Here is a 15,544-nt window from a genome sequence, read left to right as displayed (position 1 = left end):
AGGGTGGATTGATTTTTGCCATGGTGGTCAATTTTTTGATGAGCACGGTGGTCAACTTTTTGATTGACATTCACAAGGAGGCCTGACTATCATATTATGTAATAGGTAATTCACTTTCTGTATCATCATCCAAGGGTTGTAACAAATACGTGTCAGCCCCGAGGTCAAGTGCTAATTCGGTATCGCTCACACTTCCTTTTTCAGACGACGCAATAATCACTTGAAACTTCCCTTGATATTTCTCCTCTAACTCTCTAAAAAGATCAATAAAACAATTAAACGCTTTGATGTCCAAATTTTGTTGTCTTGGTTCGTCCATGAGAAGGAGTAAAGGGTGTTGAACTGAATCCTCATAATTCAAAGCGGTCTCAAGCAAAGCAACATAGTATGATAAGATAATCCTAATCAATCCGCTGCTTGAAGTAAGATAATAAAGATTCCTCCCCTCCAATTTTGGCAAGTAATCAAATCTGTCAATCGTTATCTGCCCATATATCTTCTCAAGATCATCATCTAGGGAAACGGCATCTTTCTTTTTCTCGTCTTTAATTTTCTTTTCATCGAGACCGAGTTTTAGAAAGCTTAGGTTCTTTAGATTTGTTTTAAACGTTCTCTCAAAGAACTGGATTTTCTCCTCGTCCTTCTCTTTTTGCTTTTCAATGCCTTTAATGTAAGCCCTTTTGTCTTTAATATCTTTTTCTAGATCTTCTTTTTCTTTCAGGAGTTTCTCAAATCGCTCGATAATTTCTTTGTCTTTGTTAAGATGGGTAATCGAATTTTGAAGCTTTCCTATTTGCCGAGCGTGGAAATTGTATTCCTGGAGATTCCGTGGCTTTAACTTATCTTCAAAGTCATCCATCATCCTTTTTAGCTCCGCTTGCTCCAATTCCGCCAAAACAACTTTATTGTAAAGTTCCTCCTTATCTTTCTCCTTAATTTCTTTTAGTCGGTTAAAGTCCCTCAACTCATCTTTTAAATACCCAAGATACTGCTCGCTTTGTGCTTGAGGTATTGATTTGAAGGGACTACCACATAATCCACAATTACCACTCTCCAATTCATCATCAACATCGATAGAAAGAGCATTAAGACAACGCGGACATGAGCTCACAGGTAAAATACCCACAATCTTTTTTGCAGTTTTAAGCTTATCGTTCTTTTCAATGTCATTCAAAATCTTGTTAATAAAGAAATTGTACTCTTCGATTTCCGTTTCAAGGGATTGCATCTCTTCCCGATGCCTTCTCGCTTTCATTGAGGAAATCCTGAATTTATTCCGAATTTCAGAAAAAACATTATTCCTTTCTGAACTGCCCGATTCCAACCTTTCAATGCTTTGCTCATGATTTAATATTTCAGTTTGCGTTCGGGCGATCTCATCCTCAATTAGCTTGGTGTCTTTTAGAGCAATCATTCCGATAACATCATTGATATCATTTAACGAAGTTGTTTTCTGTTTCAACAGTGACAAAAGTTTTTCCAACTCGTGTCTCGCTGTAATTACTTCAGTCCCAGAAAACTGAAGAAGAACTTCGAAAGCTGTTTTTTTAATATCTTTCAGTCCGTATCTAGGATTTATCGCTTGAATGTCATACCATGCCTCTTGCTGTATAACAAACAAAGGCATCAGATTCTGAATGTAGAACAACAGCTTAACATCGCCAGTTGACTCAGAATCTTCGCCACTTGTTTCAGATTCGCTCTCTGTTATTGGGGTAATGTCCATAAAAGAAAATAAAAACTCTTGATAAGTTTCGTTTCCTTTTATGTTCTTGTCTTTACGCATTTTGTAGAAAGCTCGTGTCTTGCTTTCATGTACCAGCTGCTCCAAATTAGAACTTTTCTGAAGTTCTACACCCGAAAAAACGCATACAGGATCGTTCCAATCTAGCGCGTTACGCGCAACTACAACCCTAGTCCCTTTGTTGGATAGCTGCAAAAAAACATGAGCTTGAATAACTTTCCGCTTGTAATGTATTCTAAATAAATCCTTGAAACTCAAAATATCATTTTGACGCGTTCCATATAAATCTTCACCCTTAAGAGCAAAAATTACGCTTTGGATAAACGTCGATTTTCCCAATGTGTTCTCGCCATAAATCATACTGAACTCTTTTATGGTCCCATCAGTATCTCTAAACGGAACAAAACGAACGTACAGTTCCTTTTCTGTTTCAACCCTTATTAGAACGGATTCAATAAACACTATCACTCACCCCGTAATAACCCAAAATAAGAGATGGAAATTCCTTTTGCACATATTTTTCAATATAATCATTAGTAGCATTTGAGGGGAAAATTTTGTTAATGGTTTCCATTCTCATCTTCCATTCTTTCTCGACTTCCACAATTTCATCAGCCTTTTCCGCCCCAAGAGGTGTTAGGCTTATCAAAAACGCCTTTTGGCTTTTTGAGAAATAATCATATTTTACGTCAATTAACTTTTTGCTTATCATATAATTGAAAATCGAATCATACCGGTGATCCCACGGTCCTCTTATATACCTGATCATTGGCGAAAACGCCATTTTTTTCTCATAATCGTTAAGATTTATATAAGATGCAAGATATTTTTTGTTGCTTTTATCGATTGCTTTCATGAGGTAAAATGGATATCTAATCAAGAAATCAAAGAATGAAAACTTCCTCCTCCCATATATTGTAGGGTTCGAAAAAAAACCATCACGCTTAGTCCCACATATCCGCAGCAAAAGTAATATCCGATACGCATGGAAATCGTAATCATCGTCTGGATCTATGTAAGCAGTGCGCAAATGTGGCGGTACGGTCTCCATCTGAACATTATTATTGATTAACGCATCAAAGAATTGGTTGATCTTTTTTATGTCATCGTTATTCATACCCTCACCCTTTATTGTTCCACTTCAAATGGCATTCTGCGGCCATTTGGTACATTTGACCATACACAACCGTTTCGTTAATCTCAATTTTGCTCATTCGACTTTGTTCCTTGGCAAGTAATCTTAAATCATCCTGAAATTCCCTCCAAAATAATCTAGAATTGAACTGGGTAGCACCTTCCTCACCATTATGGATGACAGCGTTTGTGCAACGAATTTGTACGATCTTTTCTAAGTTCTTAACAATACTATGCTGATGGTGTTTGTTACCTAGCTTCAACTTTTGCAACAACAATAGATAGTTGCATCGCATCTCAGTGGCTATTGCTATTATTTTGTTTTCGTTTTCTATATCTTGAAATTCAATCTTTTTTATCTTAGATTCCAATTTACTTTGCTTCTCAGGATCGCTGTCTAAAATTTTCTTCACCTCATCCGCATCAGCAGTAGGTGGGAAAATCATCGAATCCTCTGGTTGAGGAGTTATTTTCTCGCTAATGAAATCAATTTTATGCTCTAACGTGTTAAGTTGTGTTTTCACCTCATCGAAACCCTCGTCTATTTTTACTCCTAAGCCTTCAATTTTCCCAATGAATTCACGATCTATGCAGCCTCTCAGCTCTTCCTCGGTTTCTCGAAATATTTCTTCGAGCAGCTCACGATCCAAGGTTCGGGAGTCAGCATTATCCTCCGCAGATCTGAAAAATATTTCAGTCAACAATCTCTCAAAGTACAATGCGACTTGCTCTTTGTTGGGTATTATTTGCCCAAGCAAAGTGATCGTTTCTGCTTTAAGCGATTGAAGAGCTTTATCTGGATCTTCCTTTTCAAAAACCCACTCTATCCTTTTTACAAAATCCAGTAAGATCTCCACATCATCGAGTTTTTTAAGAAAACTCTCCCCAAGTTTTTTGACAGATTCATACTCCGCTTTTAACGTTTCTAGTTCCTTTGCGTTTCTCCTTTTCGCTGCCGTACTTTTAGGTTGTTTAGCCTCAAGTGTCTCAATTTTGGGTAAGATGCTAGATAAAGTAGAACGAATATTGTCATTTGCACTATCTCGCAAAATTTGTTGGGTTTTCACAACCAGCTTTGCAAGCAACTCTACGTTCTCCTCATTTAGTGACTGTGAATTTATCCATTCGTTTAACAGCTCGTCCCTACCGGAAGGTTTTGAATTGGTTTCGAAGATAAATTTCCCTTTATATTCTTCGTAACATAAGTACAGCACAAAAAAATTATATAGTGTCTTAGTAAGTTCACTGCCACTTAGGTTGAAAGAAGAAGAATAACTTTTAACTTGAGTCCATGTAATACTTTTGTTCACATAGTCAAATTGCTTAATATCGTCCTCTACTTCGCAATAAACTATAATATCTGACTGGTCTCGATAGTTAACCAACCATTGAAACAAGGTCTTAATATATTGATACACAAAACCACGACTGGTGCCTGGGGCATCAGTGTTTTTTTTGAAAATGAGCAACTCCTGAGACATTGTGTACTCTCCTTGCCCCGATGAAATGTTTGGTCACACTTCCAAAGTATAGTAGTTTTTACTCAACTCGGAAATAGCTTTTTACCGCAGTATTACATCTCGGGTGGATTTTGAGTCCATGACATTCCTTTGAGATTTACCTATCCTTAGACAACAAACAAAAACGGATGCCGCAGCACCCGTTTCATTTCGAAATCGATTCGATATCCGTTAGATAGAAACGTTTCTTTTTGTTTTCTAATATCTCATGTTACTTCACATCGTCACGCTCACGAGGTCTCGACGTATATTCACCATGACTCCCGAGTGCTTCCTAAATTTGAACTAATATTTTCGCTGGATTGATTTCACGAACGAGCTCTTTTCACACGTTCCCAGATGCCCTTTCTACGAAAGAAAATACGAGTTTGTCATTAGAAAATTATGCCCCATTCCCTGAAGTTTTTGAGACATTCATCAGACGGCGAAACTCTTTCAAGCTTATACCTGCTTCCTTTGCAATCTTCCAGGCGGGTCTTGTTGTTCTCGCAAACTCACTCTCATTCATGGCCATGCTTATTCTACGCTTCCGAAACTCTTCGGTACTTTCAACATATTTTGATAATTCCTTGCTGGTTTTAGGTAATTTACCCAATTTGTTATGTATCAATGAAAGTGCTCCAATTTTTCTCCCGATCTCAGATTTTGAAATCCTCATATTTTTGATCGTGTACAATTGTTCTGCTACACTGTGTACCTTTTCAGCAATTATGTTATCCCTTTGTTCCCAATCTACCCGCTTCCTTGGTTGACTTCTCAGATTCCTTATCGTCTCGTCGGCTAACAGTCTCTGCTGCTGCTTTTTCGTAGTCTTAATTTGTAGAACTCCTTCTCTCTTCGAGAACGATAAATGGGTGGGTAAACCCAAGAAAATATGTAATAGAATATGACGAAGGGGATGCATAGTGAAATGTTCTTTTCTCATAACCTTATGGAGCCACGAATATTGCTCAGTTGGATGAATATTACAACCAATCTGATTCAGAAAGTTTTCCCCAAATAAATTTATAAACGCTTGGATTATCAACTTAAATCTTAGTCTCCCAGTGGGACTTACAAACCCCATTTCCTGCAATCTTGCTAAGTAAATTATCCGAAGGGTACCTCCACTACCTGGGTCACATTCAGAATTTAAAATATGATAGGAGTACTTTGCAATTTTAACTTCTGTACTGGTTCTAATTGTTGGTACATTAGGTAAAGCCACCTCTTCTAATGAAACGAATTCATGCTTATTTCTTCTTGATGAGAATGGGACATTTGAATCAATGAGTAAACTCGAATGAAGGTGGCATACGGTAACTCCTGGTAGTTGATGAGCTCTGTGCCAATATGCAATGCCATATTGCAAACGATCCCTGTCGACGCACATGGTACAGTATCGAAGAAACTTATTGTTCTTCACCCCATTTGCAGGTTGGATCATAAGCCATGGGATGTATTCTTGACCATACCCTTGGCCTCGGCCTTCTTTAATCCATTTTTCAATTTGAGCTGTCGATATTACACGCTTTCGCTTTGCCATGATCCACCTCAGTTCCAAATAAATTGTTGATTCGTTCTGTGGTCATTATTAATGTGCGAAGAGCTTCCCCTGGTGGAAGAATTGTCTGTCCAGAAGGATGGGAAGAGTAATTTCTCAGTCTTCTCGTAGCGTGCCACGATATCGATTCACTCTGCGGAATAATCTTATTGTCAATAAGGTATTCAATTCTCTTATTGAAATTGTTTATAGATTCAGGAGCATTAATCGAAGTACACTTTAACGTTACTGCAAGTTCCAATACTCTATATAGTTGTTCTAATCCCAATGTGTACATCGGATAGAAAAAGTGACCATAGAGAAGGCATCCCCGGGCCACTTCAAATAGTCTTTTCACCTCTTCAGGAACAACATCATCCAGAGTAGGCTCTAAAAACACTTCAACCCTCTGCTCTTTACTTGGTTTATAAAATTCTTGTTTTTCTTCTGAGAACCAGACAAAATAATCAGAAGTTTTATCCCCTTCTAGCCAATTATCTATCGTTAATTTTTTAAAACCTAGTTCCAAGCTTTACACCTCCCTGACTATAAAAATAATGGAGCTACCATAGGTAGCCCCATTATTAGGGTTGTTGTTAGTTCTAGTTGTAGTGTCTGTCGAATAAGGCACCATCGTTAGCAGTATGACCAAACCCAATCAGTCTAATACTTTATTTTCTAGTCTAAAACTTTATTTACTCGGAACACACTTGCTATATTAGCCCTATCTCCCCTACTCCACCGTAACACTCTTCGCCAAATTCCGTGGTTTATCCACGTCCAGGCCGCGAGAGATCGAAGCGTAGTAAGCGAGCAATTGCAATGGAATGACGGTCAGAATCGGTGCGAGCATTGGCAGCGTGGCTGGCAGGTAGATGACTTCGTCCACACTCTTTGCCAGGTCTTGGTCGCCTTCGGTTGCGAAGCCCAGGACATGGGCGCCGCGCGCCTTGACTTCCACGATGTTGCTCACCATTTTTTCGTAGATGTCTGGTTGTGTAGCCAATGCGACGACTGGTACGTTATCTTCAATCAGCGCAAGAGTACCGTGCTTCAGTTCGCCAGCCGGGTACGCCTCGGAGTGGATGTAGGAGATTTCCTTGAGCTTCAAGGAGCCTTCCAGCGATACCGCGTAGTCCAGGCTGCGGCCGATGAAGAACAGGCTGTTTACCCCTTTTGTGCTCTCTGCAAAATGGCGCACTTGCTCGGCGTCTTCGAGCATCGATGCGATTTTGCCAGGAATGGTTTCCAAGTGCTCCACTACGCTTGCTACCTCGGCCGCTTCCAGCGTGCCTTTTACCTGCGCCAGATACAGGCTGAACAGGTACAGGGCTACCACTTGGGAAGTGTACGCTTTGGTAGAAGCTACGGCTACTTCAGGACCAGCCCAGGTGAAGATCACTTCGTCCGCCTCGCGCGCGACAGAGCTGCCTACTACGTTCGTGATGGCCATGACCTTCACGTTGCTCTTCTTCGCTTCGCGGAGCGCAGCCAGCGTATCTGCTGTCTCACCGGATTGGCTGATGACGATCATCAACGTTTTGTCCGTGTAGATCGGGTCGCGGTAACGGAACTCGGAAGCTACAGCTACCTCTACCGGTACACGGGTCCATTTTTCGATGACGTCTTTGCCGACCAGACCTGCGTGCATGGAAGTACCGCAAGCGACAATGTAGATTCGGTCGTACATTGCCAGCTCGGCATCGCTCATTTTCAGCTCAGGCAAAATGACGCGTTTGTTCTCGTGGTCAATGCGTGCGCCCATCGTGTCGCGGACTGCTTGAGGCTGCTCATGAATTTCTTTCAGCATGAAAGAATCATAGCCGCCTTTTTCCGCTTGCACCAAATCCCACTCGACATGGAACAGATCCCGCTCGATTTTTTCTCCGCTCTCTGCGTCCATCAGTTCCACGCCGTCGCGAGTCAAAACAGCCATTTCGCCTTCGTTCAAAATGTATACGTCACGTGTATGCTCCAAAATAGCCGGGATATCCGAGCCGATGAAGCTCTCGCCCTGACCTACGCCGACCACAAGCGGGCTAGCCAAACGAATCGCTACCAGCTTATCTGGCTCATGCTCGGTCATGATTCCCAACGCATAGGCACCACGCATACGCTGCACAGCTCGACGCGCTGTAGACACGATATCTCCGTCGTACATGTCAGCCAGCAAGTGAGCGATGACCTCGGTATCTGTCTCGGAAGTGAACGTGTAGCCTTTTGCAAGCAGCTCTTCCTTCAACGGCAGGAAGTTCTCGATGATCCCGTTGTGAACGACAGCAAAAGACGTTTTTGCGTCAGTATGCGGATGGGAGTTTTCGTCAGACGGTTTTCCGTGCGTCGCCCAACGTGTATGCCCGATTCCCATGCAGCCGGAAAGCGGCTTCGACTCCAAACGATCTTCCAGCACTGCAAGGCGTCCCTGCGCCTTTTCCAATTCCAGGCCGTTGTCATTCACTACCGCGATACCAGCAGAGTCATAACCGCGATACTCCAGCTTGCGCAGACCTCCGATAACGATCTCTTGCGCTTGTTTATCTCCAATATATCCAACGATTCCGCACATAAGTGTATGATCCCCTTCCAAAATTGACGGGGACACAACCCAAAACCAATGGTACGGGGGAGTGCCCCCGCCATTCCATGTTTTATGATCTATATTTTTGTACTAATCCGTGGCTTGAAACGTATCACACGCAAAGTTTTGTCCATCAGATCACCCTGATGCTTTGTCCTTGCGTTCTGCGGCAGTGATACTGCTGCCGGGAGGTACCCGCCGAAATCTTCGATAAACCTCCACCTCGTCCACTGGGCTCCATGTCGGGCAGCCACAGTGCTGGCGCTTTACGACTGTTGGTTTCTTGCTTTCCCTCAAAAATGTGTCTGTTCAATCTCCTCCCAATTTTTGCAATTGGTGCTCCGGCGCACATGAACACTGTACCACAGATCGAACGAAGCGACAATATCTTCGTCATTTACATGTATGCAAAAGGGAGTGGCATCGCACCACTCCCTCCGAACATTTTTTATACCAGTTCCTGTTTGACCACGTCTACGATCCGGTGTACAAGCCCTTCCAGCTGAGCAGCATCCGGGCCTTCTGCCATCACGCGTACAATCGGCTCTGTACCGGACGGACGAACCAACACACGGCCGTTGCCTGCCAGCTCTTCTTCCACCTCGCGGATCGCCTGCTCGATCGCTACGTTGCCGTTCAACTTCGACTTGTCCTCTACACGGACATTGATCAAAAGCTGCGGATACTTGACCATCACCTGTTTCAGCTCGGACAAAGGCTTGCCCGATTCCTTGATGATGTTCAACAGCTGCAAGCCTGTCAAAAGGCCGTCACCTGTCGTATTGTAATCCAAGAAGACGATATGGCCGGACTGTTCTCCACCGAGGTTGTAGCCGCCGCGCAGCATCTCTTCCACCACGTAGCGATCGCCTACAGCCGTTTTGGTTGTATGAATGGAGCACTCCTCCATCCCTTTGAAAAAGCCCATATTGGCCATAACGGTTGTTACAACAGTATTGTTGTTGAGCTTTCCTTTTGCTTTCAACGCACGTGCGCAAACCGCCATGATGTAATCGCCATCGATGATTTCGCCTGTCTCGTCGACCGCGATACAGCGGTCCGCATCGCCGTCAAAAGAAAGTCCCAGGTCAGCTTTATGCTTCAGCACTTCCTCCTGAAGTCGCTCAGGATGGGTAGAGCCGCATTGTTCGTTGATATTGACTCCGTTCGGGTTGGCCCCGATGGTGATCACTTCTGCGTCCACGTCTGCAAACAAACGGGCTGCCAGCGACGACACCGCTCCATTGGCACAGTCCAAAACAACCTTCAAACCGTCGAAACGCTCGGATACGGTACTTTTCAGGTGAGAGAGATACTTTTGTCCACCTTCAAGAAATTCCAATACCGTGCCGATCTGTTCTCCTACTGGTCTTGGCAAAGTGTCCTCTGCGGCGTCCAGATACTGTTCCACTTCGGCTTCTACGTCGTCGGACAGTTTGAAACCGTTGCTGCCGAAGAACTTGATTCCGTTATCCGGAAACGGATTGTGGGAGGCGGAAATCATGACACCCGCATCCGCACCCAATGCACGCGTGAGATACGCAACACCCGAGGTGGAGATGACACCCAATCTGACCACTTCTGCTCCAACCGAAAGCAAGCCAGCCAAAAGCGCGTTTTCCAGCATTTGTCCGGAAATGCGCGTGTCGCGCCCAATCACCACTTTTGGTTTGCCTTCCTGCTTGTGTCTGGTGAGAACGTAGCCGCCAACGCGACCGATTTTAAATGCCAGTTCGGGTGTCAATTGTGTATTGGCTACACCACGCACACCGTCTGTTCCGAAATACTTCCCCATGTTTGTCCCTCATTTCCTTCCTTGTGCACACAACAGCTTATGTCTACCTTTGTTTGTTCGTGATTTCGATTGTGACCTTTTTCGGTGCGCTCGCAGAAGTCTTGATATAATCCGGCTGATTGAAAATATAATTCAGAGGCACCTCGTACACACCAGCCGGCATATTGCTGACGTCTGCCACGACCTGCAAGTCTTCGTGTCTCAATTGATCCAGCACTTGGGCTGCACCTATTACATCAAAGTCAATTGTAGACAGCTCCTGACCATCGGTGGACAACACCCTGGCTTGCATAGTCTCTGACAACCCGCTGATGCGAATCGGGATTTTCTCCAAACGCTTGGTTGTGGACGGAACTACTTTCAACGATACCTTGAGATACTCCGGCTCTACCTTCACGATGTTATCCGCTAACGGTATCTTTAGCTCCAAAAGACGATCTGATGTAATGTTGCTAAGATCGATTTCCGGTCCTGAGTAGGTGTTCGCCTTCATGGCGTCGATGACCTCTTTCGGACCAAAAACGGTCACTTCATCCACATTCATATCCATACTAGCCAAACTATAGCCATTCGGCATTTCATTCGTCAAGTTTAATTTGATCGGCACTTTCACAAAAGGACTGGTGACCGGGATGTTTACCTCAACCGTCAGCGGAATGACATCCGCCCCTTGAATCACATTTCCTGACTTGTCCACGACTTTCAGTGGGACTGTAGTCTTAATCGCGGAAGTGGCCCCTTCCAGATCGACGGACGCCTTGACTGCCGCCACTTTGTCTACCTGGCTTTCCGGAACTCTGACAAGCGCCCTGAACGGCTTGACGATCGGTTCACCCGCGGTATAGCCGGGAGCTACTTGTCCCAGTTTTTCCACGGTAACTTCCCGTTCCACTGTCTTCTTCTCTTCCAGCGTAATTTCCACGATGTTCGGAATGATGCCCACTTTCACTTCATCCGGAAACCCTTTGTACTGGACAGGAACCCTGTGAGTCCCTTTTCCCAAATTGGTCGCATCGACGTATACTTCCATCGAATCAGCCGGGAAAAAGTTATGGCGGTAAAACGGGTTGTTGCTTTCCAAAGCGACTTTTACCGTTCGCTGCTGCTTGACGACCTGGAAACGATCCGTATCGTACTTGACATGCAAGGTCACGCCGTCGATAAAGACGGGCTGGCTCGCTTCCGGAGTCGGGGTCTGCTCTGTTTCCAGATTGACGACCATCCACATCATGACAGCCAAAAGCAGCGCTACGGCCCGTGCAAACCAATGACTGTTCAACCATTTATCCATGTTTTCGCCTCCATTGCCAACGACTGCCAATGGACTTGCCCTTTGACAGAGGCTGGAGCTGTTCGGTCAGCATCTCTGCCAGTTGCGCCTCCGTCAGATTTCGGTTCATCGCGCCATGCGCGGCAAAAGACACTTGTCCCGTCTCTTCCGAAACGATAATGGACATGCCATCCGAAACCTCGCTCACGCCGATTGCGGCGCGGTGACGAGTCCCCAACTCCTTGGAGATGGAGTTGTTCTCGGACAACGGAAGGTAACAGGCAGCAGCCAAAATGACGTCCTTGCGCATGATCACGGCTCCGTCATGCAATGGCGTATTCGGAATAAAAATATTGATCAAAAGCTCCGAGCTCACCCGCCCGTTGATGGCGATGCCCGTCTCTACATAGTCGTTCAGACCTGTCTCGCGTTCAATGACGATCAATGCCCCAATCCGCCGTTTTGCCATGTAGGTAACCGATTTGCACACTTCCTGCACCACGCGGTTTACCATATCGTCATCTTGCAGGCTGCTCGAACGCGAAAAGAGCTTGCCTCGCCCGAGCTGCTCCAGCGCACGCCGCAGTTCCGGCTGAAAGATAATGACCACAGCCAATACCCCGAAAGTAAACGCCTGGGACATCAGCCAGTGAAGCGTCGTCAGCTGGAAGTATTTGCTGAGAAGCCAGGTGATGACGATGACCATGATCCCCTTCAGCAATTGTACCGCGCGTGTTCCGCGGATGAGCATAATGATTTTATAGATCACGTATGTAACGAGTAAAATATCCGTTCCATACCGCAGTAAATCCCCATAATCCATCGATATCATAACGAAGCCCCCATATCTCGCTCCATCTAAATAAGGTCAGCCTGTCTCCTGCGGAAAAAGCACGGCTCCACTGCCGTGCTGTTGATAGCTGTACTCTCTATTTTCTCTTATGGCAAGATCGGAAGCAAGTCATTTCCAATATTTTTCACCTCATACCAAATCCAATCGAAAATAGCTTCTATAGATTCAGTGTTTCCCACCACCTGAGCGGTAGATGCCACGAACACTTTGCCTTCGATGGCTACGACATTTCCTTTGACGTGTCCTTGAACGTCTACATTGCCGTTGCGCACGACCAAATCACCGTCGATGCTCGTTCCAGCCGGCACCACGACGACGTTGCGTTGCCGATCTATTTTCAACTTATCCATGTTCGCGGAGGATACCTGTAGCGTGTTGTCCCGATCGAACCAGTTCGCGCACAAGCTGCCCGTCATGAGGAACAGAAATACTGCTGCCGCGGTCAAAAACGGGTGATTGCGCAGCCAGCTGGAAAAAAGGTTGGCTTTGGTCGGCGCAGGTAATTGCGCGAGTACGCGTGCAGTAAAATCAGGAGAAACATGAATATGTGAAGCGCTCTGTACAAAAGCGATGGCCCGCTGCAACTCGTGCATATGCTGGCGGCAGCTCGCACATGACCTTATATGTGCTTGCAAATGCTGATTGGCTAATTCATCAGTGTCCCCATCCAAATATTCGTGAATGAGAATTATCATTTCCCGGCATTCCATCGTGATTTTCTCCTTTCTCACATCAATCGCAACTTGCTTCGCAACGCTTCCCGTCCTCGGTGAATGCGCGTTTTAATCGTCGTAATGGGAAGTTTTACGATATCGCTGATCTCTTGCAACGACAAGTCCTCGATGTAGCGCAAGATCATAATCGAGCGATATTTGGGCTGCAAATGAGACAGGGCATCCTGTACTGTCTCCTGCAACTCCTGCGTCACGACTTTGTCTTCTGGTGTTTTTTCACTAGAAGACAGGCGCGAATACCAGTCCATTCCCTGTCCTGGTTCGGTTTCTTCATCCAATGAAAAGTCAGGTCGTTTTTTACGGCCGCGGTCGATACATAGATTGGTTGCGATCCGGTAGATCCATGTGGAGAACTTGTAGCTGTCATCGTACGAATGCAAGTTGGCATACACGCGCAAAAAGGTTTCTTGCGCGATGTCCTCCGCATCCTGACGGTTCCCTACCATACGATATGCAAGCTGAAAAATCTTGTCTTTATAAATCTCGATCAACTCCGCAAATGCTTCGCGGTCTCCACGCTTCGCCCGCTGAGTCAACCGTTTCTCTACAAAATCCATGCGATCCTCCCCACAATACCGTAATCCTATATACGGATGATACTGCAAATGGTTTCGTTCCAAATACGCGTTTGTGCAGGTAATTTGTTGGGAATTAGAGGAATAAGGCTACTGCCTACCTCTATATATTAGTGATGATAACTCTTTCATCCCTCAGATGGAAAGGAGAGTGGGACGTATGTCAAAACAAGACGTTCTCCTCCAGATCGAGCAGTTGCGCAAAGAACTGAATGATCAGTACAAGAAGCAGGCATCCATCACTCCTGAATTAGTCGCCCTAAGCGTGCAACTTGATCACCTATTAAACGAACTACATCTCCATCCTTAGAATGTACTTCTTTCTTCCACCAATGTAAAGATGCGTAAAAAGCAAAAAGAGAGGCGATTGCAGCCTCTCTTCTTGCTTTTTACCCCTTCATTTTACAGCAATTTATCTCCGAATACAGAGCTCATCAACGCAACGGCAACCCGTGCCGTCATGTTTTCGCGATCAAGGATCGGATTTACTTCCACAAACTCGGCGGAACACAGAATGTCAGCATCAGCCAGCATCTCAAGGGACACATGGCCTTCGCGATAGGAAATGCCGCCAATCACCGGCGTTCCTACCCCTGGTGCATCGTGCGGATCGAGTCCATCCAAATCCAGACTCAAGTGTACGCCATCTGTGTTTTTGGACACATGGGCAATCGCTTCATCCATCACGCGAGCCATGCCCAACTTGTCGATCTCGTGCATCGTGAACACTTTCATGCCGATGCGCTTGATCAAATCGCGTTCCCCTTGATCCAGATCGCGCGCTCCGATGATCACCACATTTTCCGGCTTCAGCTTAGGTGCAAAGCCGCCGATGTTCGTCAGGCGCTGATGTCCGAAGCCAAGGCTTGCTGCCAGCGGCATTCCGTGAATGTTGCCGGATGGAGATGTCTCCCCGGTGTTCAAGTCTCCGTGAGCATCAAACCAGATGACCCCGAGATTTTTCACGTGTTTTGCCACACCAGCGATCGTACCAAGAGCGATGCTGTGATCGCCGCCCAGCACGAGCGGAAAACGGCCAGCGGTCATGATATCGCTTACAACATCAGCAAGCTTTTCATTTGCTTCTACAACTTCATCCAGATATTTATGATTTTCCGTTTCCGTAAAGTGATGTGGACGGGTGACAAAAATATCTCCGCGATCCTCGATGTGAAAGCCCATTTTCTCCAGACGAGCTACTACACCTGCATAGCGGATTGCGCTAGGCCCCATATCTACTCCACGGCGGTCTGCCCCCAGATCCATCGGTACGCCAACAATACTCATGTTCTTGTTCATTATAAATGCCCCCAATTCCTTCGATCGTTGTTGCTTCACCCCTATATTGTAGCCTCCGATGGCGAAATGACTCAACTCGACAGGATTTTGCATAAATAACCCGTTTGTCATGTTATTGTCAAAAATGTCCCTTTTTGGGAAGCACAAAAAAACGAGCAACCGAATCGGCCACTCGCTTTACACAAAACATATGGAGCGGGTGATGGGAATCGAACCCACGCGACCAGCTTGGAAGGCTGGAGTTCTACCATTGAACTACACCCGCACAACTTTATGGAAAACATGCAAAACCCTGCAAAAATGAAGGGTAAAAATGGTCGGGAAGACAGGATTCGAACCTGCGACCCCTTGGTCCCAAGCCAAGTACTCTACCAAGCTGAGCTACTTCCCGATTATAAGGTGAAAATGGCGTGCCCTGAGAGATTCGAACTCCCGACCTTTTGATTCGTAGTCAAACGCTCTATCCAGCTGAGCTAAGGGCACATATTTTTTTACCAGTAAAAACTGGTGAGCCATGAAG

Annotated in this window: 13 protein-coding genes and 3 tRNA genes; 1 reads left to right on the top strand and 15 read right to left on the bottom strand. The window is 45.3% G+C overall.

The features are described from left to right. Positions 1-94: 94 nt before the first annotated feature. The 11 genes from DEP07_RS20760 to sigW form a co-directional block, all read right to left on the bottom strand. On the bottom strand, positions 95-2,206 hold the full coding sequence (locus tag DEP07_RS20760) for an AAA family ATPase (RefSeq protein ID WP_287102967.1): 2,112 nt from the start codon (positions 2,204-2,206) through the stop codon (positions 95-97). Continuing rightward, a complete protein-coding gene (locus DEP07_RS20755) occupies positions 2,196-2,861 on the bottom strand; it encodes a hypothetical protein (protein ID WP_232774537.1) in 666 nt (221 codons plus the stop codon). The genes DEP07_RS20760 and DEP07_RS20755 overlap by 11 nt, the downstream gene beginning before the upstream one ends. A gap of 4 nt (positions 2,862-2,865) precedes the next feature. Next, positions 2,866-4,359, bottom strand: a complete 1,494-nt coding sequence (locus tag DEP07_RS20750) for a dsDNA nuclease domain-containing protein (protein ID WP_287102966.1) — start codon at positions 4,357-4,359, stop codon at positions 2,866-2,868. 421 nt (positions 4,360-4,780) lie between these two features. Then, on the bottom strand, positions 4,781-5,923 hold the full coding sequence (locus DEP07_RS20745; protein ID WP_287102965.1) for a TnsD family Tn7-like transposition protein: 1,143 nt from the start codon (positions 5,921-5,923) through the stop codon (positions 4,781-4,783). Next, complete coding sequence (locus DEP07_RS20740; protein ID WP_287102964.1) at positions 5,883-6,449, bottom strand: hypothetical protein; 567 nt, start codon at positions 6,447-6,449, stop codon at positions 5,883-5,885. The genes DEP07_RS20745 and DEP07_RS20740 overlap by 41 nt, the downstream gene beginning before the upstream one ends. Before the next feature lie 204 nt (positions 6,450-6,653). Next, positions 6,654-8,486 carry a glutamine--fructose-6-phosphate transaminase (isomerizing) gene (glmS, locus tag DEP07_RS20735; protein ID WP_173599681.1) on the bottom strand — a complete coding sequence of 611 codons (1,833 nt, stop codon included), beginning with the start codon at positions 8,484-8,486 and terminating at the stop codon, positions 6,654-6,656. 460 nt (positions 8,487-8,946) lie between these two features. Continuing rightward, positions 8,947-10,293, bottom strand: a complete 1,347-nt coding sequence (glmM, locus tag DEP07_RS20730; protein ID WP_122962142.1) for a phosphoglucosamine mutase — start codon at positions 10,291-10,293, stop codon at positions 8,947-8,949. A 43-nt stretch (positions 10,294-10,336) separates the two neighbouring features. Then, on the bottom strand, positions 10,337-11,584 hold the full coding sequence (locus tag DEP07_RS20725) for a CdaR family protein (protein WP_173597875.1): 1,248 nt from the start codon (positions 11,582-11,584) through the stop codon (positions 10,337-10,339). Beyond that, entirely contained in the window at positions 11,577-12,395 is an 819-nt protein-coding gene (cdaA, locus tag DEP07_RS20720) for a diadenylate cyclase CdaA (protein ID WP_007780837.1), read from the bottom strand. The genes DEP07_RS20725 and cdaA overlap by 8 nt, the downstream gene beginning before the upstream one ends. A gap of 107 nt (positions 12,396-12,502) precedes the next feature. Then, on the bottom strand, positions 12,503-13,126 hold the full coding sequence (locus tag DEP07_RS20715; RefSeq protein ID WP_122962140.1) for a zf-HC2 domain-containing protein: 624 nt from the start codon (positions 13,124-13,126) through the stop codon (positions 12,503-12,505). A 17-nt stretch (positions 13,127-13,143) separates the two neighbouring features. After that, on the bottom strand, positions 13,144-13,707 hold the full coding sequence (gene sigW, locus DEP07_RS20710) for an RNA polymerase sigma factor SigW (RefSeq protein ID WP_063229047.1): 564 nt from the start codon (positions 13,705-13,707) through the stop codon (positions 13,144-13,146). A gap of 178 nt (positions 13,708-13,885) precedes the next feature. On the opposite strand from sigW, the gene DEP07_RS20705 reads away from it, so the two are divergent. Beyond that, complete coding sequence (locus DEP07_RS20705) at positions 13,886-14,035, top strand: aspartyl-phosphate phosphatase Spo0E family protein (protein WP_063229046.1); 150 nt, start codon at positions 13,886-13,888, stop codon at positions 14,033-14,035. A gap of 92 nt (positions 14,036-14,127) precedes the next feature. On the opposite strand, the gene rocF is transcribed toward DEP07_RS20705, so the two are convergent. The 4 genes from rocF to DEP07_RS20685 form a co-directional block, all read right to left on the bottom strand. After that, positions 14,128-15,024 (bottom strand): arginase, encoded by an 897-nt coding sequence (gene rocF, locus DEP07_RS20700; RefSeq protein ID WP_063229045.1) that lies wholly within the window; start codon positions 15,022-15,024, stop codon positions 14,128-14,130. A gap of 191 nt (positions 15,025-15,215) precedes the next feature. Next, positions 15,216-15,289: transfer RNA gene (locus DEP07_RS20695), tRNA-Gly, on the bottom strand. Positions 15,290-15,338: 49 nt separating this feature from the next. Further along, positions 15,339-15,415, bottom strand: a tRNA-Pro gene (locus DEP07_RS20690). A gap of 15 nt (positions 15,416-15,430) precedes the next feature. Continuing rightward, positions 15,431-15,507 (bottom strand) — tRNA-Arg (locus tag DEP07_RS20685). Positions 15,508-15,544: the final 37 nt, after the last annotated feature.

The sequence above is a fragment of the Brevibacillus sp. genome (genome assembly GCF_003521185.1).
Taxonomy (GTDB): Bacteria; Bacillota; Bacilli; order Brevibacillales; family Brevibacillaceae; genus Brevibacillus; species Brevibacillus parabrevis.
Note: the sequence above shows the minus strand (reverse complement) of the source record. Positions and strands in the feature narration are given on the sequence as shown.

Excerpts from the sequence above, each read along its gene's own strand:
- DEP07_RS20750 (WP_287102966.1), bottom strand. The coding sequence starts at position 4,359 with ATGTCTCAGGAGTTGCTCATTTTCAAAAAAAACACTGATGCCCCAGGC.
- sigW (WP_063229047.1), bottom strand. The coding sequence starts at position 13,707 with ATGGATTTTGTAGAGAAACGGTTGACTCAGCGGGCGAAGCGTGGAGAC.
- glmS (WP_173599681.1), bottom strand. The coding sequence starts at position 8,486 with ATGTGCGGAATCGTTGGATATATTGGAGATAAACAAGCGCAAGAGATC.
- DEP07_RS20705 (WP_063229046.1), top strand. The coding sequence starts at position 13,886 with ATGTCAAAACAAGACGTTCTCCTCCAGATCGAGCAGTTGCGCAAAGAA.
- DEP07_RS20745 (WP_287102965.1), bottom strand. The coding sequence starts at position 5,923 with ATGGCAAAGCGAAAGCGTGTAATATCGACAGCTCAAATTGAAAAATGG.
- rocF (WP_063229045.1), bottom strand. The coding sequence starts at position 15,024 with ATGAACAAGAACATGAGTATTGTTGGCGTACCGATGGATCTGGGGGCA.
- DEP07_RS20755 (WP_232774537.1), bottom strand. The coding sequence starts at position 2,861 with ATGAATAACGATGACATAAAAAAGATCAACCAATTCTTTGATGCGTTA.
- DEP07_RS20725 (WP_173597875.1), bottom strand. The coding sequence starts at position 11,584 with ATGGATAAATGGTTGAACAGTCATTGGTTTGCACGGGCCGTAGCGCTG.
- glmM (WP_122962142.1), bottom strand. The coding sequence starts at position 10,293 with ATGGGGAAGTATTTCGGAACAGACGGTGTGCGTGGTGTAGCCAATACA.
- DEP07_RS20715 (WP_122962140.1), bottom strand. The coding sequence starts at position 13,126 with ATGGAATGCCGGGAAATGATAATTCTCATTCACGAATATTTGGATGGG.
- cdaA (WP_007780837.1), bottom strand. The coding sequence starts at position 12,395 with ATGATATCGATGGATTATGGGGATTTACTGCGGTATGGAACGGATATT.